The 23,428-nt window shown below is 47.5% G+C and carries 19 protein-coding genes, 1 pseudogene and 1 other annotated feature; of the genes and pseudogenes, 5 read left to right on the top strand and 15 right to left on the bottom strand.

Features of this window, described 5'->3' with window-relative positions; genetic code table 11:
- Nucleotides 1–7: 7 nt before the first annotated feature.
- The 4 genes from hisC to hisL form a co-directional block, all read right to left on the bottom strand.
- The gene (hisC, locus tag IO95_RS16430; RefSeq protein ID WP_023492262.1) at nt 8–1,072 is read right to left on the bottom strand and encodes a histidinol-phosphate transaminase; all 1,065 of its coding nucleotides are present in this window, start codon (nt 1,070–1,072) and stop codon (nt 8–10) included.
- Complete coding sequence (gene hisD, locus IO95_RS16425) at nt 1,069–2,376, bottom strand: histidinol dehydrogenase (RefSeq protein ID WP_023492261.1); 1,308 nt, start codon at nt 2,374–2,376, stop codon at nt 1,069–1,071. The genes hisC and hisD overlap by 4 nt, the downstream gene beginning before the upstream one ends.
- A 4-nt stretch (nt 2,377–2,380) precedes the next feature.
- A complete protein-coding gene (gene hisG / locus IO95_RS16420; protein ID WP_023492260.1) occupies nt 2,381–3,280 on the bottom strand; it encodes an ATP phosphoribosyltransferase in 900 nt (299 codons plus the stop codon).
- Nucleotides 3,281–3,349: 69 nt separating this feature from the next.
- Nucleotides 3,350–3,485, bottom strand: a sequence feature (His leader region).
- Complete coding sequence (hisL, locus tag IO95_RS25290; RefSeq protein ID WP_100396937.1) at nt 3,461–3,508, bottom strand: his operon leader peptide; 48 nt, start codon at nt 3,506–3,508, stop codon at nt 3,461–3,463. Its footprint overlaps the feature before it by 25 nt.
- 353 nt (nt 3,509–3,861) lie before the next feature.
- Between hisL and IO95_RS16415 the strand changes: the two genes are divergently transcribed.
- Nucleotides 3,862–4,686: an SDR family oxidoreductase gene (locus tag IO95_RS16415; protein ID WP_023492258.1), complete on the top strand. Its 825-nt coding sequence runs from the start codon at nt 3,862–3,864 to the stop codon at nt 4,684–4,686.
- A 120-nt stretch (nt 4,687–4,806) separates the two neighbouring features.
- On the opposite strand, the gene rimO is transcribed toward IO95_RS16415, so the two are convergent.
- The 3 genes from rimO to IO95_RS16400 all read right to left on the bottom strand — a co-directional run bounded on the left by rimO (nt 4,807) and on the right by IO95_RS16400 (nt 7,964).
- Nucleotides 4,807–6,132 carry a 30S ribosomal protein S12 methylthiotransferase RimO gene (gene rimO / locus IO95_RS16410; RefSeq protein WP_023492256.1) on the bottom strand — a complete coding sequence of 442 codons (1,326 nt, stop codon included), beginning with the start codon at nt 6,130–6,132 and terminating at the stop codon, nt 4,807–4,809.
- 157 nt (nt 6,133–6,289) lie between these two features.
- On the bottom strand, nt 6,290–7,270 hold the full coding sequence (locus IO95_RS16405) for a magnesium and cobalt transport protein CorA (RefSeq protein WP_023492254.1): 981 nt from the start codon (nt 7,268–7,270) through the stop codon (nt 6,290–6,292).
- A gap of 73 nt (nt 7,271–7,343) precedes the next feature.
- Nucleotides 7,344–7,964, bottom strand: coding sequence for a glutathione S-transferase family protein (locus tag IO95_RS16400; RefSeq protein WP_023492253.1), 621 nt, complete (start codon nt 7,962–7,964; stop codon nt 7,344–7,346).
- A gap of 394 nt (nt 7,965–8,358) precedes the next feature.
- On the opposite strand from IO95_RS16400, the gene IO95_RS16395 reads away from it, so the two are divergent.
- On the top strand, nt 8,359–9,564 hold the full coding sequence (locus IO95_RS16395; RefSeq protein ID WP_023492686.1) for a serine hydrolase: 1,206 nt from the start codon (nt 8,359–8,361) through the stop codon (nt 9,562–9,564).
- Nucleotides 9,565–9,704: 140 nt separating this feature from the next.
- Here IO95_RS16395 and IO95_RS16390 read toward each other — a convergent pair whose 3' ends face one another.
- From IO95_RS16390 to deoC, 4 genes are all read right to left on the bottom strand, one after another.
- On the bottom strand, nt 9,705–11,072 hold the full coding sequence (locus IO95_RS16390) for an L-serine ammonia-lyase (RefSeq protein WP_023492685.1): 1,368 nt from the start codon (nt 11,070–11,072) through the stop codon (nt 9,705–9,707).
- 163 nt (nt 11,073–11,235) lie between these two features.
- Nucleotides 11,236–12,534 carry an HAAAP family serine/threonine permease gene (locus tag IO95_RS16385; protein ID WP_023492684.1) on the bottom strand — a complete coding sequence of 433 codons (1,299 nt, stop codon included), beginning with the start codon at nt 12,532–12,534 and terminating at the stop codon, nt 11,236–11,238.
- A gap of 1,073 nt (nt 12,535–13,607) precedes the next feature.
- Nucleotides 13,608–14,372, bottom strand: coding sequence for a DNA-binding transcriptional repressor DeoR (deoR, locus tag IO95_RS16380; RefSeq protein WP_023492682.1), 765 nt, complete (start codon nt 14,370–14,372; stop codon nt 13,608–13,610).
- A gap of 114 nt (nt 14,373–14,486) precedes the next feature.
- Nucleotides 14,487–15,155, bottom strand: coding sequence for a deoxyribose-phosphate aldolase (gene deoC, locus IO95_RS16375; protein WP_023492681.1), 669 nt, complete (start codon nt 15,153–15,155; stop codon nt 14,487–14,489).
- 459 nt (nt 15,156–15,614) lie between these two features.
- Between deoC and eco the strand changes: the two genes are divergently transcribed.
- Nucleotides 15,615–16,139 carry a serine protease inhibitor ecotin gene (eco, locus tag IO95_RS16370; protein ID WP_023492680.1) on the top strand — a complete coding sequence of 175 codons (525 nt, stop codon included), beginning with the start codon at nt 15,615–15,617 and terminating at the stop codon, nt 16,137–16,139.
- Between the two features lie 443 nt (nt 16,140–16,582).
- On the opposite strand, the gene IO95_RS16365 is transcribed toward eco, so the two are convergent.
- On the bottom strand, nt 16,583–18,418 hold the full coding sequence (locus IO95_RS16365; protein WP_023492679.1) for a bifunctional UDP-sugar hydrolase/5'-nucleotidase: 1,836 nt from the start codon (nt 18,416–18,418) through the stop codon (nt 16,583–16,585).
- Nucleotides 18,419–18,562: 144 nt separating this feature from the next.
- Nucleotides 18,563–18,802 (bottom strand): hypothetical protein, encoded by a 240-nt coding sequence (locus IO95_RS25280; RefSeq protein ID WP_152554956.1) that lies wholly within the window; start codon nt 18,800–18,802, stop codon nt 18,563–18,565.
- Nucleotides 18,803–19,353: 551 nt separating this feature from the next.
- Between IO95_RS25280 and dcuC the strand changes: the two genes are divergently transcribed.
- Nucleotides 19,354–20,715, top strand: coding sequence for a C4-dicarboxylate transporter DcuC (gene dcuC, locus IO95_RS16360; protein ID WP_023492742.1), 1,362 nt, complete (start codon nt 19,354–19,356; stop codon nt 20,713–20,715).
- Nucleotides 20,716–20,739: 24 nt separating this feature from the next.
- Nucleotides 20,740–21,867 (top strand): M20 family metallopeptidase, encoded by a 1,128-nt coding sequence (locus IO95_RS16355; RefSeq protein WP_235186781.1) that lies wholly within the window; start codon nt 20,740–20,742, stop codon nt 21,865–21,867.
- Nucleotides 21,868–21,956: 89 nt separating this feature from the next.
- On the opposite strand, the gene IO95_RS16350 is transcribed toward IO95_RS16355, so the two are convergent.
- Together IO95_RS16350 and IO95_RS26135 are read right to left on the bottom strand one after the other, a co-directional pair.
- Nucleotides 21,957–22,838, bottom strand: coding sequence for a MurR/RpiR family transcriptional regulator (locus IO95_RS16350; RefSeq protein WP_037386212.1), 882 nt, complete (start codon nt 22,836–22,838; stop codon nt 21,957–21,959).
- 263 nt (nt 22,839–23,101) lie between these two features.
- Nucleotides 23,102–23,268 (bottom strand): annotated as a pseudogene (locus IO95_RS26135) (IS982 family transposase); the annotation flags it as partial.
- Nucleotides 23,269–23,428: the final 160 nt, after the last annotated feature.

Below are 23,428 nucleotides of genomic sequence, written 5' to 3'. Positions count from 1 at the left end.
CGGCTCCTTAGGCTGTGGGCAAACAATTGAGGGCATCAACAACGCGCTGGCATTCACTACGGGTACCAATGGTGATGCGTATGCAGTTAGCCAGGCTAGGCTGTTTATTTTGGTCGCGCAGGATAATGCCTTGATCCCACAAACTTTTAAACGCATTACTGGCGGCAGTGACCCGGACCAGCAGGTAATTGCTTTCGCTGGGGAACACCTGCTCCACGCAAGCACACTCCGGCAATACCTGTTGTAACCAACTACGGTTGGCAGCAAGTTCGCTCACGCGTTGGCGCATAACCGCAATACCTTCGCTACTTAGCGCCTGGGCGGCGATATCCGCCACTGGGGCAGAAAGGGGATACGGGGCAATCACTTTTAACAACAGGTTGATGACGTCTGGGTTCGCCAAGGCAAAACCACAGCGCAAACCGGCCAGCGCAAAGGCTTTTGACAGGGTGCGCAGTATCACCAGGTGTGGGTAATCCTTTAACCAGCCAGCAACGGAAGCCTGCGGGCAAAATTCAATATAGGCTTCATCCACGGCCACCAGCGCTTTGCCTTGTGCCATTTCCAGCAGTTGGCGCAAGTCGTCAGGGTTCAGCAGGTTACCGGTTGGGTTATTCGGGCTGCAGGCATAAATCAGTTTGACGTTATCCAGGTTGGCGGCAATGGCTGGCAGGTCCAGTTGCCAATCTTGCTTGGCTGGCACGGTGCGGCGTTCCACGCCAAAGGTTTCCGCGCTGACGCCATACATGCCATAGGTAGGCGGGCAATAAAGAATGGCGTCTTTGCCTGGTTCACAGAAAGCACGGATCAGCAGTTCGATGGCTTCATCTGCACCACGGCACACCACTACCTGCTCTTTATTCACCCCGGCATACGCGGCATAACGCTCAATCACCTGTGCGGGTTGGCATTCTGGGTAGCGGTTTAAGTTCTGGCTGGTCAGTTGGAACTCTGGTGCCAGTGGGTATTCATTGGCATTCAGCCACACATCCCCTTTGCCCCCTAAACGGCGAGCAGACAGGTAAGGGGTGAGTTCACGCACGTTTTTACGCGCTAATGCTTCAATATTCATGCTTGCTCCTTCAGCGCAGCGACACGCAAGGTCACGGCATTTTTGTGGGCGATAAGTTGCTCGGCAGCCGCTAACGTTTCAATGGTGGGGGCCAGCGTCATAAAGCCTTGCGGTGTCAGTTCCTGTACCGTCATGCGTTTTTGGAAATCCGCCAGCCCCAGGCTTGAGCAGGTGGCGGTATAGCCGTAGGTGGGTAGCACGTGGTTGGTGCCCGAGGCGTAATCACCGGCCGACTCTGGTGACCAGTCGCCAAGGAAGATCGAACCCGCACTGGTGATGCTATCTACCAAAGCGCGTGCATCTCGGGTCTGGATAATTAAGTGTTCAGGCCCATACTGGTTGCTGATAGCGATACATTCCGCCAAATCTTTGGTGACGATCAAGCGGCTGCTGGCTAATGCCTGGCGCGCCGTGGCGGCCCGGGGCAATTGTGCCAGTTGTTGTTCAACCGCCACTACCACTGCTTCGGCCAAGGCTTGATCGGGCGTCAGTAGAATCACCTGTGAATCTGGGCCATGCTCCGCTTGTGATAACAGGTCAGCGGCGATAAATGCCGGCGTAGCACCCGAGTCAGCAATCACTAATACTTCGGAAGGGCCCGCTGGCATATCGATGGCGGCACCATCCAAGCGTTGGCTGATCTGGCGTTTGGCTTCGGTAACAAATGCATTGCCCGGGCCAAATATTTTATCCACCTGCGGAATGGAGTCGGTGCCGAAAGCCAAGGCGGCAATAGCCTGAGCGCCACCCACCTGAAACACTTCCTGCACCCCACAAAGCTGTGCTGCGTAGAGAATTTCATCAGCAATGGGGGGCGGTGAGCAGAGCACCACGCGGCGGCAACCAGCAATACGTGCTGGGGTGGCCAGCATCAATACGGTGGAGAATAGCGGGGCAGAACCGCCGGGAATATATAACCCGACCGAATCGATAGGGCGGGTCACCTGCTGGCAACGCACGCCGGGCAAGGTTTCGATATCCACCGGGGGTAACTGTTGCGCATTATGGAATGTTTCCACATTGGCGACAGCCACCGCCATTGCCTGTTTGATTTCCTCCCCCAAGCGGGCACTGGCTTGCGCGATTTGCTCGGCGGTAACACGCAGTGCAGTCACTTCGGTGTGGTCAAACTTGGCGCTATATTCACGCAGTGCACTGTCACCACGGGTTTTTACATTCTCCAGTATTTCACGCACGGTGCGGGTGATGCTGTCAGAGGCGGAAATAGCCGGGCGCATCAGCAATTCAGCCTGTTGCTCGGCATTACAACTGCCCCAATTGACCACCGTATTGAAGTTCTGCATGGTGTTACTCCATCATCTTCTCAATGGGCAGTACCAGAATGGAGCTGGCACCCAGGGTTTTCAGTTTTTCCATGGTTTCCCAGAACAGGGTTTCACTGCTCACCATATGCATGGCAACACGGCTGTCCGCACCGGCTAATGGCAGAATAGTCGGGCGTTCGGCACCGGGTAGCAGGGCGATGATTTCATCCAGGCGATCACTCGGGGCGTGCAGCATAATATATTTGGATTCACGCGCCTGGATCACCCCTTGAATACGGGTCATCAAACGGTCAATCAACTGCTGCTTCGGCTCAGACATGGCGCCATCACGTTGGATCAGGCAGGCTTTGGAGCGGTAAATCACTTCCACTTCACGCAGGCCGTTGGCTTCCAGCGTGGCACCGGTGGAAACCAGGTCACAAATGGCATCCGCCAAGCCAGCGCGTGGGGCGACTTCCACAGAACCGTTCAGTAGGCAGGATTTGAAATTCACCCCTTGTTTATCGAGATATTGCTTAAGCAGGTGTGGGTAGGAGGTAGCGATGCGGGAATTTTGCAAACATTGTGGGCCGCTATATTCACTATCCAATGGGGCTGCCAGTGACAGGCGGCAAGAACCAAAGTCCAGACGGCGCAGCATTAAGTAACGCGGGTCTTCCCCTTGAGCACGGCGATTGAGCAGCTCTTCTTCCAGCACGTTTTCGCCAATGATACCGAGATCAACCACGCCATCCATCACCAACCCGGGGATGTCATCATCACGCACCCGCAGGATATCAATCGGCATATTCTCGGCGAAGGCGATCAGGCGTTGTTGTTGCAGGTTGATCTTGATACCACAGCGGGCCAGCAGTTTTTGCGAATCTTCACTCAAGCGACCTGACTTTTGCATGGCGATGCGTAAACGTGTTTTATCCAACATAGTGACCTCTGTATAAATCTTAATGAATTGAATTTGTTGTAAAAAAATAATTTATGTCAGTCTGAAACCAAAAAAAAACCCTCGGAAGATATCTTCCGAGGGCTTTCTCATGCGTTTTTTACGTTCTACGCGCCACTGGAAGATTCAAGAACCGTCTCCCAGCACACATCGCCTGAAAGACTAGTCAGGATGATGGTGATGATGGTGGTTGAACTGAACGCGTGTCATGATAATTCTCTTTACATTAAACCAGCCAATGCTGGACTGCTGATTAAGCTAAACTATCTGTGCTATCACATGCAACTATTTTTTGTGAATTTATGCTTGTCATACTGCAAATTGTTCGGTTGTTGACCATAGTTATTCGCCCCTTCCCTGAGGGTCGAGTCATTGTCGTGTAGAGACCGCCTGATTTGGCAAAGGCGTGGGTTATCTCTGCGGGGATTTGAGACACGGCTTTCCGCTGGAGCTATGCTAAAATCTACCCGCTAACAGCTATCGCGCCGATAAGCCATACTGAACGCGCCGGTGTCTCGATAAACGGAAAACGTCAACGCTATGATCTTCTTGAGAGGAAGCTGATGAAAAAAGTCGCCATTATTGGTCTGGGTTGGTTAGGTATGCCGCTGGCTTTATCATTGATGAGCCGTGGCTATAAAGTGGTTGGCAGTAAAACCACACCGGACGGGGTCGAAGCCGCAAGGATGAGTGGCGTTGAGTGTTATCAGCTTGAAGTAGTGCCAGAACTGCTTTGTCAGCCCGATGATCTAGAGCAGTTATTGCGTGTGGATGCGTTGGTGATCACCTTGCCAGCTAGCCGTACTGTCGAAGGGAGTCGCGGCTATTTTGATGCGGTGCAGATGCTGGTGGATAGCGCCATCGCTTATGCGGTTCCGCGTATTATTTTTACCAGCTCGACCTCGGTCTATGGCGAGACCAGCGGTAGTGTAAATGAAGATTCACCGCTGCATCCGGTGACTTCCAGTGGGCGCGTATTGGCAGAACTGGAGCTTTGGCTGCATCAATTACCGCATACGTCGGTAGATATCCTGCGTTTGGCTGGGTTGGTGGGGGCAGATCGCCACCCTGGGCGTTTTCTTGCCGGTAAGGTGGGTGTGAAAGGGGGAGCACAAGGGGTGAATCTGGTGCATCAGGATGATGTGATTGCCGCCATTCAACTGTTGCTCCAGCAGCCTACCGGGGGGCACGTTTATAATATTTGTGCGCCAATCCATCCCACCAAGCGTGAGTTCTACCCGTTGTTGGCCAAGCAATTGCACCTGCAACCGCCACAGTTTGCAGATGAGGGGGAGCAGGAAGGGCGGCTGGTGGACGGTAGCCGTATCTGCCGTGAGTTGGGTTTTGCCTACCAACACCCCGACCCGATACGGATGCCAATCAGTTAAGCGCCTTCAAAAGTGAAGAGTATGATAAAGGGGCTCTGATGCCCCTTTAGTGTTAACAGCACTTAAAATGCGAACCGCGCTTATACCCAAAGTATCACCTTGGGCAGGTGGTCAGGTCCGTCAGACTTTAGAGCCCCACAGGTCATACTCGTCAGCGTTTTCAATCTTCACTTTGACAATATCACCCACCTTGACGTTACTTTCACCGTTAAGGTAAACCGCACCATCAATTTCTGGCGCATCTGCCATACTGCGGCCAATTGCGCCTTCTTCATCCACTTCGTCAATCAGCACCAGTACTTCGCGGCCAATTTTATCTTGCAAACGTTGCGCAGAAATTTGCTGTTGCAACTGCATAAAACGGTGGAAGCGCTGCTCTTTGACCTCTTCCGGCACTTGATCCGCCAGCTCATTGGCTGCAGCACCCTCTACCGGGCTGTACTTGAAGCAACCGACGCGATCCAATTTCGCCTCTTTCAGGAAATCGAGCAGCATCTGGAAGTCTTCTTCGCTTTCCCCAGGGAAGCCAACGATAAAGGTGGAACGTAGCGTCAGGTCCGGGCAGATTTCCCGCCAGCGTTTGATTCGCTCCAGTGTGCGCTCTACCGCGCCAGGGCGTTTCATCAGCTTGAGAATTTTGGGGCTGGCATGTTGCAGCGGAATATCCAGATAAGGCAGGATTTTACCTTCCGCCATCAGTGGGATCACTTCATCGACATGAGGATAAGGGTAAACATAGTGCAGACGTACCCAAGCACCCAAACTAGAAAGTTGCTCACACAGGCTAACCATACTGGTTTTCACCGGTTGACCGTTCCAGAAGCCGGTGCGGTGCTTGATATCGACACCATAGGCCGAGGTATCTTGTGAAATCACCAGTAATTCTTTTACCCCGGATTCAACCAGGCGTTTGGCTTCATCCAACACGCTACCAATCGGGCGGCTATCAAGATCCCCGCGCATGGAAGGGATGATGCAGAAAGTACAACGGTGGTTGCACCCTTCGGAGATCTTCAGGTAGGCATAGTGTTTCGGTGTCAGTTTGACCCCTTGAGCCGGGATCAGGCTGGTAAAGGGGTTATGCACGGGCTTCGGTACATATTGGTGAACATGGGATAAAACCTGTTCATAACTGTGCGGGCCGGAAATTTCCAGCACTTTGGGGTGCACTTCGCGGATCTGATTTTCCTTGGCGCCCAGGCAGCCAGTCACAATCACCTTGCCGTTTTCGTTCAATGCTTCACCGATGGCTTCCAGTGATTCCTGTACGGCACTATCAATAAATCCGCAGGTGTTGACGATCACCAGTTCCGCATCATCATAACGCGGTACGACTTGGTAACCTTCGTTACGCAGTTCGGTCAAGATGCGTTCAGAATCAACCAGATTCTTTGGGCAACCGAGGCTAACAAAGCCGATTCTGGGCTGTTGGGTGACATTGTTCATAGGTTAAAAAGTATTCGGTTTGGGTGTGTTCAGGGCAGGGATTCTACAGAGATTGGCAGGGAATTTGTACTGCTATCTCTGTTTTAAAGCGGTATCAAAGCACTCTCCCACACAGGGCTAAGTCATCCATAGCCCTGTGTGGGCAGGCCGGAGCCGGCTATAGCCAACCAGCGCGCTTCAGTTTCCGGTAAAGGAAAATGCAGCCAACTGCTGTGGCACCTAATGTTGCGTGATATGCCCAGGGGAATTTCAGCTCTGGCATATCGGCAAAGTTCATCCCATACAGGCTGAAAATCACCGTCGGAATAGCCAAAATGGCCCCCCAGCCCGCCAGTCTTTTCACCACTTCATTCTGTTTTACGCTGACCAGCGCCAGGTTAACGTGCATGGCGTTGGTCAGCATTTCACGCATATCGTCTGAAGTAATGACCACTTGCCGGGCATGGTCCTGGACATCGCGAACGTAAGCACGGAGTTCTTTGGGGATCACATCTTCATGCAGATGGATAAGCTGATTGCAGATCTCATCCATGGGGAGGGCTGCATTACGCAGACCGAGCAGATGGCGGCGCAGGGTGTAGACGTTCTCAATGGCGGTTTCATCAAAATCAGAACGGAACATACTGGACTCGATATCTTCGATCATCTCTTCAAATTTACCAACAATATGGCGGTAATTGTCGACGATAAAATCCAGTACCGAGTACAGGGGAAAACCCGGTCCTAGGCTGAGGTGTTTCGGGTTCTCCTCCACTTTGGCACGGATAGGAACATAGCTGGAAGATGCACCATGGCGTACACTAATCAGGAAATGTTTACCCACAAAGAAATGTGTTTCACCGTATTCCACTTCATCGTTTATCCATTGTGCGGTTTTCACCACAATAAACAGGGAATCACCATAAGTTTCGATTTTGGGGCGCTGGTGGGCATGTAACGCATCGTCAATCGCCAGCTCGTGTAGGCCAAACTCCTCCTGGACTTTGCGCATAAAGCTATCTTCGGGTTGCCATAACCCGAGCCAGACAAAGGTATCCGGTTCTTTCACCACTTCACTGATATCATCGATCGTAATATCTTTCAGCCGTTTACCCGCTCGGTAGGCGACGCTGTTGACAACCATTTTTGGGGCTTCCATTTCATTACCTATTGGTCAGTGATGGAGCAATCAATTGAATTATTTAGAGTATACCCCTCCATACCCTATTCACTTAACTAAGTGGCAGCATCACAGCACTTTGGTAAGCTGGTCGGGCACAAAGTTGCTGGTACCAACGCTCCATATGTGGCCGCGGCTGGCGCTTGATGGGCATTTCAAACCAGGCATAAATAAAGGTACCTAACGGAATATCGCCGATGCCGAAGGTTTCACCTGAAAGATAGGGTTGATTTGCCAGCGTTTGTTCCACGATATCGAGGTGGTGTTCCATTTCCTTAATGGCGGCTTCGATTTGTTGATTATCACGTTGTTCCGGCTCGGTACGAACTATGCCCCAAAATAGGGTACGGAACGGGGCCGCGATCGGGGCAATTTGCCAATCCATCCACTTTTCTGCAGCGGCGCGGGCTTGCAGATCTTGCGGGTAAAAGGGGGGCTGACCAAATTTTGCTGCCAGATAGCGAACAATGGTATTCGACTCCCACAGCACAAAATCGTCGTCCTGCAACAAGGGTACCAGCCCATTAGGGTTGAGGGCTCGATAGGCGGCTTCGTTAACTTTACCGTAAGCGCCCCCGGCATTGATATGGGTGAAATTCAGCCCCAGTTCGCCAGCACACCAAAGTACTTTTTTGACATTGTTTGAGTTTTTACGGCCCCAAATGGTTAGCATAACGTGCTCCTGCATCAATTTTATAAAATAGACTCTTATCTACGCTAGAAAATGTGGTTTGTCACCTGTCACCTGTCACCTGTCACCTGTCATCTGTCAGCCTGATGGCGCTAACCATTTTAGCCTTATCCCACGGCAAATTGTACAAACTGAAAATATCAACCCAGGTTCGGGTGATTGTGTACAGTTATGTAAAAACTAAGAAAATTTGACCGACCCCTGCCAGAATAAAATCAATTGCCGCTGCCCATTGCCATTTAAGTTGGTGGGGGCTACAACAGGTACATAGATGATGAGGGTTGGCATTCGGTCGTTCTCGTCGGTTGATAGAACGGATAGCTTTATTTGAAAATTAAAGTTATTTCATGAGTTTAATGGGTACTCTGGCAACATTATGAGAAATAAAATCTTATCTGTCTCTTTTTATAAACTGGCCTTCAGTGTCGGTGCCATCTTATTGGCAGCTCCCACTGCCTATGCGGCAGAACCTGCTGAAATTCCACAAATTAATGCTAAAGCTTATGTGCTGATGGATTATAGCAGTGGCAAGATTTTGGCAGAGGGTAATGCCGATACCCGGCTGGACCCCGCGAGCCTGACTAAAATCATGTCCAGCTATGTGATTGGTCAGGCGATGAAAGCCGGTAAAATCAAACCGGACGCGCTGGTTACTGTGGGGAAAGATGCCTGGGCCACGGGGAACCCGACCTTACGTGGCTCATCGTTAATGTTTATCAAGCCGGGTGACCGGGTGCCGGTCTCTGAATTGAATAAAGGGATTGTTATCCAATCCGGTAATGATGCCAGCATTGCCTTGGCAGATTTTGTTGCGGGTAGCCAGGATGCCTTTGTTAGCTTGATGAATAATTATGCCAAATCCTTAGGTTTACAAAATACGCACTTTCTAACGGTACATGGCCTGGATGCGGAGGGGCAATACAGTACAGCGCGCGATATGGCATTGTTGAGTCAGGCGCTGATCCGTGATGTACCGGACGAGTATGCGTTGCATAAAGAGAAAGAGTTCACATTTAACAAAATTCGCCAAGTAAACCGTAACCGACTGTTGTGGAATAGCAATCTGGCAGTTGATGGTATCAAGACGGGTTATACCAGTGGTGCCGGGCATAACTTGGTGGCCTCGGCGACCGATGGCCCAATGCGCCTGATTTCAGTGGTATTGGGGGCACCGAATGACAGTGTTCGCTTTAGTGAAAGTGAAAAATTATTGACCTGGGGCTTCCGTTTCTATGAAACGGCGATACCTATCAAGGCGGATAAAGCATTTGTAACGCAAAAAGTATGGTTTGGTGATGTGAATGAAGTGCCACTCGGTGTGGCGACAGATGCTGCGGTTACTCTGCCTAAAGGGCAGATGAAAAACCTGAAAGCCAGCTACAAACTTGACCCGCCGACACTGGAAGCGCCGTTGGCGAAAAATCAGGTTGTTGGCACCATCGATTACCAACTGGATGGTAAAACCATTGCACAGTACCCGCTGGTGGTGATGCAGGAAGTCAAAGAAGGGAACTTCTTCAGCCGTATATGGGATTTTGTCATGATGAAACTGAGCCAGTGGTTTGGCGGCATCTTTGGCTGAATCAGCTAGCGAGGCGAGTTAGCAAAAAAGGGCAGACAGTTTGGTCTGCCCTTTTCGTTGTTAATGACAGGAAATGTTAATGACAGGAAATGTTAATGACAGGAAAGATTAAAGACTGGCAAGGTTAATAATCGGCAAGATTAATTACAGGCCACCACTTTGATTGCCAAACCGCCTTGTGATGTTTCACGGTATTTAGCATTCATATCTTTACCGGTTTCGTACATGGTTTCGATCACTTTATCCAGGCAGACGCGCGGTTCACTGGTACGGCGTAGTGCCATGCGGGCCGCATTAACCGCCTTTACGGCAGAAATGGCGTTACGCTCAATACAAGGCACCTGAACCTGTCCAGCCAGAGGGTCGCAGGTCAAACCCAGGTGATGTTCCATGGCTATTTCTGCCGCGATACACACCTGTGCCGGGCTGCCGCCCATCAATTCAGCCAGCCCAGCAGCGGCCATAGAACAGGCAACGCCCACTTCACCTTGGCAACCCACTTCGGCACCAGAAATTGAGGCATTCATTTTATACAAGGTACCAATGACACCAGCAGTGAGGAAGAAACGGCTGTAGGAGTTGGTATTCACTGGGCGGATAAACTGATCATAGTAGGCCAGCACTGCCGGAATAATGCCACAAGCCCCATTGGTAGGCGCGGTCACTACTCGTCCCCCTGCGGCATTTTCTTCATTAACCGCAAAGGCAAACATATTGATCCAATCCACCACGTTCATCGGGTCGATATTGTTTTTATCCCCCGTGACCAGAATACGGCGTAATGAGGCGGCCCGGCGCTGAATCTTCATTGGGCCAGGCAGTAGACCTTCTGTATTCATACCCCGCTCAATCGCGGTGCGCATCACCTGCCAGACATTGGCAAAATGTTCCTCGATTTCTTCTTTGCTACGTAATGCCAGTTCGTTCTGCATCACCAGGCCGGAAAGGGAAAGCCCGTTCTCTTTGCAGTGCTGTTGTAGCTCTTGTGCCGAGCGGTATGGGTAGGGGATAGTTTGGTTATCACTGGCGGGTTGACCAAAATGCTCTTCGTCAACAATAAAGCCACCACCGATGGAGTAGTAGGTTTTGCTATACAGTAACTGCTCGCCAGCATAAGCGCTGATGCGCATCCCATTCTCGTGCAGTGGTAGATTGCTGTTGTGGAAGTTCATCCCTCCAGAAGGTGGGAAATCAACTTCATGTGTGCCGTTAGCCAGCAACAGACGGCCGCTCTGTTCTACATTGTGGATAAAACTGCTAATGCTATCGATATCCACATCGTGCGGTAGATTACCCGCCAGCCCCATGATAATAGCAATATCGGTATGGTGGCCTTTACCTGTCAGTGACAGCGAACCATAAACATCAACCACTACTCTGGTGGTGATGTGGAGTTGCCCGGCATTAATCAAATCATCGACAAACTGTTTGCCTGCCTTCATTGGGCCAACGGTATGGGAACTGGATGGGCCGATACCAATTTTAAAAATATCGAAAACGCTGACCATAGTTTCGCTGCCTTCTTCAAGTTAATACCCTTTCATCCGTCACTGCTTGGAACCTAGGGCGTCGCAGTGGTTAGGTGAGGAAAGGAAAAATGATTCGAGAATACCGATGCCCCTTAGGGCACCGGCTGAATGTGATTAACTAAACCTGATTAACCAAACCTGATTAACTAAACAAGGTGTAGAGAATGGCAGACATCGCAACTAACCCCATCACGACCACAAAGATGTTGCTGATAGGGCCGCTGTACTTGCGCATGGCCGGCACTTTACGGATTGCATACATCGGCATCAGGAACAACAGCATGGCGATAATTGGGCCACCGAGGTTTTCAATCATCCCCAAAATACTTGGATTCATGGTGGCAACGATCCAGGTAGTCACCAGCATAAAGATTGCTGTAATACGGTTCAGTTTCTGGGTACTGATGGTTTTGCCACGGCTCTTCATCGATTTGCTGATCATGCCATTAAAGCCTTCACGGGCACCCAGGTAGTGGCCCAAGAACGATTTGGTAATGGCGATAAAGGCGATCACCGGTGCAATGTAGGCGATCATCGGGTTGTTAAAGTGGTTGGCCAGATAAGAGAGAATAGAAATGTTCTGGGCTTTGGCTTCCGCTAGATCCGCTGGGGAGAGGCTCAGCACGCAACTGAAGACGAAGAACATCACGGTCAGCACCATCATGATATGGGAATAAGCCAGGATGCGTGAACATTTCTTCTCAGCATCTACGCCGTATTCTTCACGTTTGGCGACGGCAAACGCAGAGATAATCGGCGAGTGGTTGAATGAGAATACCATTACTGGGATAGCTAACCACAGGGTGATCACAAAACCATGGCTTAAGCCATCGCCAGAGCCAGCCAGTGAGACATTTTCGAAAATGGCCCCACTCCAGTTTGGGATCAGGTACAACGCTAGTAACATCAGTACGCCGACAAACGGGAACACCAAAATACTCATGGTTTTAACAATCGCTTCTTCACCGAAGCGGACAATTGTCATCAGCCCGGCGATCAGGATCAGTGACAGAATGGCGCGCGGTGGCGGTGTCATGCCTAATTGGTGGGTGATAAAACTGTCAACGGTATTGGTGATGGCAACACTGTAAACCAGCAGAATCGGGTAGATAGCGAAGAAGTAAAGCAACGTGATCAGCTTACCTGCACTGATACCAAAATGTTCCTCAACCACTTTAGTGATATCTTCCCCGGGGTTTTTGCCGGAAAGCACGAAACGGCACAGGCCGCGGTGGGCAAAGAAGGTCATTGGAAAGGCGATAATCGCCATAATAATCAAAGGGATCAAGCCACCAATACCCGCATTGATCGGTAGGAAAAGCACACCCGCACCAATAGCGGTACCATAAAGACCCAGCATCCACATGGTGTCAGTTTTGCGCCAGGTTTTGCTGGAAGGCGATGCCGCAGAGGCTACAGTGCCAATTTCTACAGAATCCATAAATATCTCCGAGGTGAAGCAATTAATTTAAAATTTGCAATAAAACGTAAGGTTAAATCCATGGGCGAAATAATAGACATGGCATCCACAATATATTGGGATGTTCTGGAACGTCGTCATGGGTTTAGCTGCATGTTTGTTTGCACCAGTTACATCGTTAATCTCTATGTCCCTGGCGAATTATTAATCTTATGCCTGATGTGTCCGTGCGGGGCGGTGCCTAGCTGTTTATATGAACCCTGAATTTATTGAAAGTCGTTAGAGTCAAATTTCCCCTTGGTTATTTGTTAGGATGATAATGATTAGGCATAAATAGCGGTATCAGCTAAATGAAACTTGGTCGCTATATGGCTGCGAGATATTATTATCACTGTTAGGCGGTTACCCATCGATTTTTGCTGGCGGCAAGATAACGCTTGTTAGCATTTTCTACCGTGATCTCACTCTCAAATGCGTGAATTGTGCTATTAATTGTTTTATGTCTCATGATTTGTGCGATTATTGTGATAATTAATAACATTGCGTGCATTTTGTTTGATTTTTGTTATTTTAATGTTTGTGTTGCTTTGTGTTGCTTTGTGTTGCTTTGTGTTGCTTTGTGGTGATTTTGCAAGATAAACGTCTGTATCCGTGATTAGGGGCGGCAATATATTTTATCTTTATGGATTGATCTAGCTAAAAAATCGAAATAATTTAATTTGATGACTTGGGTCACATTTTATATTTTATGCATTATTAATAACATATTGTTTTTAAGTTATTTTTTGTTGAATTAGAGAAGGTGAGGTTGAACTGTTTGGTGTGAAGATAGTTATCTTGCTATCTGATAAAAATAGTCTTGATTATTTTTCAACAGAATCATACTGATATCGAAGAGGGCAACAATGAGATTTATCGGTAAATAAATTATTGATTGTGCAGCAAAAATAGGATGTCATTTCTATGAATCAATGACATGTTTGCTTATCATTATTAATAAGATCTTAATTCTTGTTATTCAGAGACATGACAAGCCGATTTGTTAATTTGCCTGTGACGCAATTAATGGGCGCCATCAATTCAATAAAGGAAATTTAAAACCGCAAGCTAATCCCCTGTTCAGTGAAGTAATGGATAAATTCAGGCTTAGGTTGGCGGTCGGTGATGACACGATCAAACAGCGTGAGTGGCCCAATGCAGGCAGGTTTGGTATGGGCAAACTTGCTGTGATCTGCCACCAAAATTTTTTGCTGTGCCCTGGCTAATGCTTTGTGCTTCATTTGTAATTCATCAAAGTTGTAACAGGTGGCACCTTGCTGCAAGCTAACACCTGCGGCAGAGATAAAGGCGATATTGGGGCAGATATGGTCCAGCTCATTATGCTGGCCTACGGCGGTAAAAATAGCGTTATTGGGTTTGAATTCACCACTGCACAGGATCACCTTGCAGTTGGCTTTCTGTTGCAGTACCAGAAAGGTATTGAGTGAGTAACAGATGGCGGTAAAGGGCAGGGCATCGTCAATGGTGTTGATGATCGCTGGGATTGTGGTACCGCAATCAAAGAACACGGTGTCATTTTCGTTGATCAGAGGGGCAGCCAACATACCAATGCGTTGCTTTTCGGTTACCTGCCGGTTTTGTTGGTCAGAAACTAGATATTGGCTGACGTTATTGATCCGTGGGTCGGCGACGATATAGCCCCCCAACAAGACGATTGCCGCAGGTTCACTGCTCAGGTCACGACGGATGGTCATTTCCGAAACGCCTAGTAGTATGGCGGCCTCTTTCAAATGGATTTTGTCTGCACGCTTTAACGCTTGCGTTAATTGGTTAATGCGTGTTTCCCGTGGTGTTTCCATCAGTGATATCCATCGCTATTTAAACCATTGTCTGTTGAGTAAGTTGTTCTGCCCATCCTTGGGCTTCATTCCGCTTCGGGGCACGATAAACCGCGTTTCCACGGGGGGCGAAAATTAGTAACTCCCGGCCTTGGCACTGTCGCCGGAGACAATGGCAACCCCGGAGCTGGTACCAATGCGTGTAGCTCCTGCGGCAATCATTTTCTCTGCGGTAGCCCGATCACGCACCGCGCCCGAAGCTTTAACCCCCATTTCACTGCCCACCGTGGCGCGCATCAGTTTGACGTGCTCTTCACGCGCACCGCCAGTGCTAAAACCCGTAGAGGTTTTAACGAAAGCGACATCAAGCTGGCGACATATTTCACACACTTGAACGATTTCAGCATCACTGAGTAGGCAAGTTTCTAATATGACTTTCAGTGGGATGGCGGCACAAACTTCACGTACGGCGGCAATATCGGCGCTGACCTGATCCAGCAAGCCACTTTTCAGCCAGCCGACGTTGATAACCATATCAATTTCTTGTGCACCAGCAGCAATAGCCGCTTTGGCTTCATAAGCTTTGGCGACGCTCAAACCGGCACCCAGTGGGAAACCGATGACTGAGCATACTTTAACTTCGCAGTCTTGTAACAGGTGGGCTGCTAGCGGTACATAACCTGAGTTCACGCAGACAGCATAAAAATTATGTTGTTGTGCTTCTTCACACAATTTGGCGATCTGGCTTTCGGTCGCGTCCATCGCCAGTAAAGTATGGTCAATATAACGAGCATAATCAGTCATGTTGGTTCCTCAAAGGAAGTGATATAGCCAGGTTTTTTCCGGCAGTTGGTGGCCGCAATAACCCTGTTTGGCTCAGGTTTAAGCAATGAAACAATCAGTAATGTTATTATCCTAACATTGAGGGGTGATGATTAATAGTGCTTAAATCGCCGTATTTCGGCTGATTAGGGTAGTTTTCTATCAGTTGATTTCATGGTTCATTCTTTAATGTTATTTAAATAACATTGGCGAGGTGAGTGTATCCGAGTGGGGTGTCATGTTGCTTTGGCGGGGTAATAATTTGTATTGTTGTTGATGATTGATTCAAGTGAGACTCGGTGACGGTCGCTGAGACGACCAGATGCTCCTCTATGACGAGCTTCGTGGGGGGGGAAGACAACAATCTGTCAGTTTCAGGCTATTATGATATAAATTACGTTAATCGAACGCATGTGACACCCTGTTTTAAAAGGATAACAAATGAACAAAATATCTTTGCTTGTTAGCAGCTTGCTGATGGCTGCTTCTGCTAATGCTCTCGCTGCAACAACTATTGCCGCAACAACCACACAGGAAGATCTTCAGCAGCAACCGCTGGAAAAAGTAGCGCCATTCCCTAAAGCTGAGAAAGGCATGACTCGGCAGGTCATCTATTTACCTCAGAAGGAGAATGAAGAAAACTTTAAGGTTGAATTACTGATTGGTAAAACGCTGGAAGTGGATTGTAACCGCCATATGATGGGGGGAGCGCTGGATAGCAAAACATTGGAGGGATGGGGTTATAACTACTTTGTCTTGACCAAACTTTCGCCGCTGGCGTCCACCATGATGGCTTGTGCCGACGACACCAAGCGCCAGGAGTTTATTGCCGCCAATTTAGGTGAACAGGCCATGCAGCGTTATAACAGCCGCCTACCTATCGTGGTTTATGTCCCCAAAGACGTTGAAGTGCGCTACCGCATATGGTCAGCCAGTGAAACGATGGGTCGTGCAGTGATAAAATAGTGTCTGGTTGATATATCAACCTGCCGGTCAGTGCTGGCCGACAGGTTGGGTGACTATTTGAGACTGGTTGCTTGGTGATCACATAAATTAATATGCCCGCCCAATTAAAAGTCATTGAATATTGCCAGGAAAAGCGGTGTTTGAAGGCGATGGTAACGAGGTTATCGTGGGGCCCAGCGCACTGCTATATCCTACATGTGCTGGAGCGCATTGGTGGGGCTGATACGTTGGAGAGAGTCGAGGTGTTGTTGCCTTGGAACATTGACTTGGCCTCTTATTCAAAAAATGTGCCGCAGTATGGATAGGGTAAGTATGCCGATTTAACGGCGGTTACGAATAGAGTATGCGGGTTAGTGGCATATTGTTTCAAAGAGGATAAGCCATCAATCAAGCTGAACCATTCAGAAATGATGGCATTGACGATGGCTTAACCAGACTTCAGCTTAATGAGAAACTGATTTTAGGCTGAAATTGTCTGACTCTGGGGGAGATAGTGTAGAGTCAGGCAGTACTTTAAGAAAATACTCGATTAATGGAATGGAATAACTTGCATCAGAATCCGAGAAGTTCGCTGGATTCTCTCCGCGCAAGCGACCAAACGTGACATAGCCATCTTTGCCGAGGGCTGTGAATGAATTTGTCACTACTACGTAGGTTTTTTCCAGATCGATAGGGGCCCAAGCACCTGTTTTCCGATCTCTTACTTCAACATTACGGATACCTTCACCCGCTGGTCTGCCTAATACCACATCGTAACGAAGGTTAGAAGCATATGGGAATGCTCCGGTTGAACCAGAAAGGCCTTGCGAATAATTCAACGCCTCTTCAAGGACCTGAACCACATCCTTACCTTTGATTTTGATTGTGGTTATCTTGTTGGAAAAGGGGAGTACGGTGTAAGCATCTGCTACTGTAAATTCGCCTTGATTAAATGGTGCACGAACCCCACCTGCATTCTGTATCGCAAAATCTGCATTTGGTATGTATTGCAGGAAGGCATCGGCAACGACCTGGGCTGCAAAGCTTCCATTTGGTTCAGAGCCTGAAGCAAATGGCGTGGGGATGCGTTCGAAGCCAAGTGGTGTGGTAACAGACCCGATTTTTTGTGTCACGAATGACTCTATTTGAGTTTTGTAAGGTTGAATAACGGCCATAATTTCAGCGGAGGGTTCCATTTCTTTGACTACCTTCAGTTGACTGATGGCTGTTGAAATTGCGGTTTCTTCTGCTGCGGTAGCTAAAACCCAATTATTGCTGCTATCCTTCACTTTATAAGGGCCACCCACTAGTAATTCAGGGTTACCTGCCGCCTTTAGAACCTTGCCACTCGCATCAAAATCAATATTCAACACGCCGAGTGCTTTGGCATATTCCCATGCTTCCACAATATAGACTGGCTCGCCCTTGGTATTGTTGACAATAGTGGGATAAGGGCCTTGTGCTGTAATCCCTAATGCCTCAATTTCACCAGTCGAATCAAGCAACTCATGTGTGTCACCGCTAATAATCAGGTCAATACCATCTATTGATGCTGCTAATTTTTTATCAAAATCATAGCCAAGGTGGCTGATTACTAAAATTTTATTAATACCTAAAGCTTCCACTTCTTTGACATATTTTTCAGTGGAGGAAAACTCTTCTGAAAAATCCACGTCATCAGAAACCATTGAAGACTCTTTGGTTTTTTCTACTTTAATAACACCAATAATCGCGACCTTTTCTCCATCTATCTCTTTGATAATATATGGTTTAATGTCTGATCCATAAAGGGGGCTGGCTGGTTGAGGGTGAATGTTGGCAGAAAGAATGGGAAAATCGGCCATGGCGATCAACTCAGCTAACCTGGCATCCCCTTCATCAAACTCATGGTTACCAAGCTGGTAGGCATCTAGACCCAGCGTATTGAAAACCATAAAATCCGCTTCACCTTTGAACAAGCTGAAATACAGGGTACCGTTGAGTTCCCCATTATTAACCACTAACGTATTGTTATTACGGTATGTACTGATGGCATTAGCAATCCGGGCAAATCCTCCCAGATCAACCTGAACAGGTTCATTACCCTGTTGATTGGGATCGTAATCCAGCATTAAGGTGTAGGGTTGTCCTTCAAGATGAGAGTGATGATCATTGGTGTGCAATAACTGTATGGAAATAGGCTGAGGTTGCGGCGTATCGGGTGTTGAATTTGCTACCGAGTTATCGCTATCGCCACAACCGGAAACAAGAGAAATTGCCAACGCTAGACTAAGCGTTAGTGGGAGTATTTTTTTTTTCATAAAAGCCTCGTAAAGAAGATGTATACCGAAACTTGTTTTAATAGTTTCGTCTGTCAGTATGCCACTACAATATTACATTTTTGTTGTTCCGTGCTTGCTACTTTTGTGTGTAATACATTGAAAAAATAAGAATAATTCTCGTCTTTATGGTTGTAAGACTAAAAAAAATTTTAAGAATATTTTGACTATCGATCCTGAGGCGGGGAAGTCGACATTTTGCGAATGCAGCGCAAGTGGTGGTTTATCCGGTGTGCCGATAGAAAGCTGTTCTGGTCTGTCGGACGGAAATATGGCTGGGTTATCCAAGGCTGGCCCGCCAGAAAACTCGCCAACTGTATACCCGTAACCAATGAAACTGTAGCGGTGTTGGCTGCCTTTACTCACCCTAATCACTTACTCTATACACTAAATAATTCGAGTATATATGGCGGCGTTGACGGCTATCGGTTTCAATCCACACATGAAAGCGTTGTATGAGAGGTTACTGAGCAAAGGTAAGTCCAAGATGGCCAGCAATGGCCTCTGTGCCCGCGAGGCAGTATCAATATGACGCCATCCATAGAGTTTTGGTCGTTCTTATGGTTAACCGCGTGTGGGTCGTGATTTAAAACCGGTTAATGGGAAATGGTATTTCTCATGACTATTCAATCAATTCCATATATTACCGCTTAGATTTAGCTCAAAATGCTAGTTTTTACACTGAACCTTCAACCACAGCACCATAGTAGCGTACTGATTAGTAACGCTGTGGGATTAAATTCTGCATATCAGGGTGACATTGGAGTGATTATTGTTTTGAGATGTAAATCCAGTATGAAAATGCGGTTACTACACGCTATATCACAGTTTTTTTAGGGAAAGATCACTTCTCATGTCGTTTCAAGCTGGATAAATTCAAGATAGGCGTTATTAACTGTTTTCTTATGGAGAAGCATATGGTTGCGCTGCTTGCCTTGCCCATAGTGTTTGGTGCGGGATACTTAATTATAAAGAAATATAACACCCAAGCGGTATTATTTGGGACTGGTCTCTTGATGATGATGATCGGTGTCCTTTTTTCTGAGCCTGATTTTTTGCCAAAAGGGACAAAGCCAACGGGTTCGGTATTGGTAGATTTTTTCTTTGTTATTCAGTCAATCACTTCTTCAACATTGGCCAACTTAGGCCTGATTATTATGGCTGTCGGTGGTTTTTCTAAGTATATGGGGCACATCGGTGCAGCCAATGCTTTGGTAAAAGTGACCACTAAGCCGCTTTCTACAATTAAAAACCCCTATATAGTTCTTGCTTTAGGGTACATCTTAGGTCAGTTTTTAAACGTTTTCATACCAAGTGCCGTTGGATTAGCGATGTTATTGCTGGTTGCATTATATCCAGTATTGGTCGGTATCGGTTGCACTCCCGCCTCTGTTGCTGCGGTATTGGCGACAACAGCATGTTTAGATTTAGGCCCAGCTTCTGGTGCTGCGAACAAAGCGGCAGAAGTGATTGGCATTGATGCCGCTTCATATTTTATTGAATACCAATTATTTGTTGGCATTTGCTCGGCACTTGTTATTGCTGTGCTGCATTTTGTTTGTCAGAAGTGGTTTGATAAACGAGATCAGGTTAAAGGTGTCTCTTACGAGCTGCAAGCCAAAGAGGATACCGCGCGTGAAGCACCACAGTGGTTTGCAATCTTACCGGTTTTGCCACTGGTATTGCTGTTAACATTCAGTAAATTTGCGATTACCTCGATTAAAATTGACGTGGTCACCGCGATGTTTATTAGCCTTGCGGTCGCAATGGTCTGTGACTTTATTTATTCTCGAAACGGCAAGGCAGTAGCCGATTCGTTGAAAGTCTACCTTCAAGGGATGGGGGATGTCTTCGCTAGCGTTGTATCGTTAATCATTGCAGCACAAACTTTTGTGGTTGGTCTTGATGCGATAGGCTTTATTTCTGGCATGTTGGGTGTTTCCGCCCACCTTGGATTTGGCTACATCATGATGGTTATCGTGCTTGTGGCAATTATTGGTATCACAACGCTTATGTCAGGTTCTGGCAATGCGGCCTTCTTTAGTTTTTCTAACTTAGCACCTGATGTTGCTGCTCACGTTGGTGTTTCCACCGCTGCGTTAGCGTTACCGATGCAACTTTCTGCTGGTATTTTCCGCTCTTTCTCTCCTGTGGCTGGGGTGGTGATTGCTTGTGCAGGGGTGGCAGGTATTCCGCCATTCGAACTGGTAAAACGCACCGCGATTCCGATGATAGGCGGGTTGCTGACGGTACTTATCATTACTTTTATCGGGGCGTAAGGCGACTCTAGGATTTTGGAGTGAATGATGAAATTTAATCTAGCGGAGTATCTTGAAGAGTTACGACCGCTGATCAACGTCGATTGCGGTACCTATACCCTTGAAGGCATTGAATGTGTCGCCAGTCAATTTGAACAAAAATTTCAAGCTATGACTGGTTGGTATGTTAAACGTGTCGATTGTGCTAAAGCGGGTGTTGGTCTGGAAATTCGCAATAAGCCAGATACTGAACAAATTGATATCATGTTGGTTGGTCACCTTGACACGGTGTTTGCAAAAGGCACGGCGGCGCAGCGCCCTATGTCTTATGATAATGAGAAAGCGTATGGCCCTGGCGTCGCTGATATGAAATCAGGGCTACTAAACATTGTATATGCGCTACGTCATCTTGAGCCTGATCTGATCGATAAGTGTTCTATTTGCGTGTGTATGAATCCTGATGAAGAAGTCGGTTCTGCAGATTCGGTTGCTTGGCTTCAGTCAGTGGCTAAACATGCCAAGCATGCATTGGTGGTTGAAGCGGCACGAGCGGATGGCGGTTTAGTAAAGGCACGCAAAGGGCGAGCTTGTTATCAACTGAATTTTCATGGCGTTGCTGCCCATGCCGGTAATGAACCGCAAAATGGTCGTAGTGCGATTACAGAATTGGCACATTGGATTGTCGCCATCAATGGGATGACCAACTTTGACTCGGGTACAACGTTAAACGTTGGGGTTGTGTCAGGCGGCACAAATAGTAATACGGTAGCTGAGTATGCCGATGCTGCTGTTGAAGTTCGCTTTTGGAGTAACGAAGAATATCAACAGGTTGATGCAGCGCTGAAGCGCATGCAAGCCAACCCGTTTATTGATGGGGTATCGGTGGCTTTAGAGCGGGAAGTGTATAAGCCAGCGATGATGCCCTCTGAGCGTACCGAATCATTGATGAAACTGGTTGAAACACTGGCACAAGAGCTCGAAATTGATATCAAGTGGCATTCTGCTGGCGGTGGATCCGATGCCAACCACATGGCGATTTTAGGGATACCTACCATAGATGGTTTGGGGGCAATAGGTGGCCATTTTCACAGTGATAAAGAGTACCTGTTACTCGAATCGATCGAGCCGCGAATTCGATTACTAATGCGGATATTGCAGCAACTGGCGGCTTAAAGCATTTACCCTGGTGATGAGCCGAATTTGGCTCATCACCAGACAATCAGTAAGCATAGGTACGACCATTGAGTAAGGGTATATTTAAGCTATTCGGTGCATGAGTAAGTACCAAAGAATTTAAATAACGTTTCTAAATCCTCGAAATTATCATCATCTCGACACTCTTTTTGCAGTAAATACAGCAATAACTCAATAAACAAAAAGCCAATCGTACGGCTATGGAAGATTGAATCAACATCACTTGGCAAAATAAACTGCATATCGCTATAGATACCATAAGGGTTGGAGTGGGTATTGCTTATCACCACCACATTGGATTTTATACTATTGAAATATTTGGTTATTTCCAAAACCACTGGATTAAAGCGATAGTAAGAAAAAGCCACTAAAATATCCTGTTGTGACACGCCAAGTAACGCTTTAGGGAGCTCTGCTTTGTCTAAAGGAAGCAGCACCACTTCAGTACGGCTGTATTTTAGCAATGTTGAAAAATGTGTGGCTAGCGCCCGTGATGAGGCTGAGCCGACAACGTAAATAGTTCGCTGCTTTTCTGCGATCATCTTAGCCAGTTTTTTCAGAGCATCGCCATCCAACTCATCGGAGAATTGTTGAATCAGCTGAGTGACATTACTGATGTAACGGAGCGCCGTCTCTTGGATACTGTCATCCTGGCTTTGATTCTTCACTCTGCTGGCTTCAATCGGCGCAATCATGATGTTATGAGTGCGCAAATTATTCTTTAATGCGGTTTTAAACTCAGCATAGCCGGTAAAGCCGAGCTTGTTCAGATAGCGACCAATTGTCGCTTTACTGACTTCGGCTTTTTGCGCCAGATCAATGATGCCGTAATAAGCGAGCTCTTCAAAATGCTTGATAATAAAAGCATTTAAGGCAGTTTCAGATTCGGTTAATGATTGAAGTTGCTTGGCTAACTGCATATACCCAGCCAAATCTATATGCTCTTTCATAAAAGTTAAATTATCGTCTTGGCCCATAGCGGCAAGATTAGCACAGAGAGTGGTTGCGTTTATTGCTTAGAAACAGAAGTTAAACGGTTAGGTGTATTTAGTTTACATGTGGATGGTGGTTTATCAATTACTAGCAATGTGTTAACCGGGGTTTTTGGCGGATGTAAGTGACTAGGTGAGTTGGATTTATGCTAGGGAAGGGGCGTCAGCATCAGCATAGTTAACCTGAGGTCTGGTTAAGCCATTATCAGCGACGTCATTTGGTTTGACATATGAAAAGCGATAAGGATGGTCATTATCTCGCTGGGACTCATCCGGCAAGAGCGTCGACGTTTGCGGCTACCGTTCTCCAGACACTGCTGCTCCCATAATGGGATTAAGACCCTGCAAAATCATCCACATCACAGAAGAGTTCTACTAATTTGTTCATGCCTGTTCCCCGCTCGATTGATCCGTTTATTTTTTCATCAAAAGATCGGATCTGGGAACAGGCACTTAGTTCAATTTTTTATCCAGAGCTCAGGTTAGTTATCACCCCCTGCTAAACAGGGATCCAGAGGGCGATGGAGTGTCGAGTTTATTGATAACTA

The organism is Serratia sp. DD3, from assembly GCF_000496755.2.
Note: the sequence above shows the minus strand (reverse complement) of the source record. Positions and strands in the feature narration are given on the sequence as shown.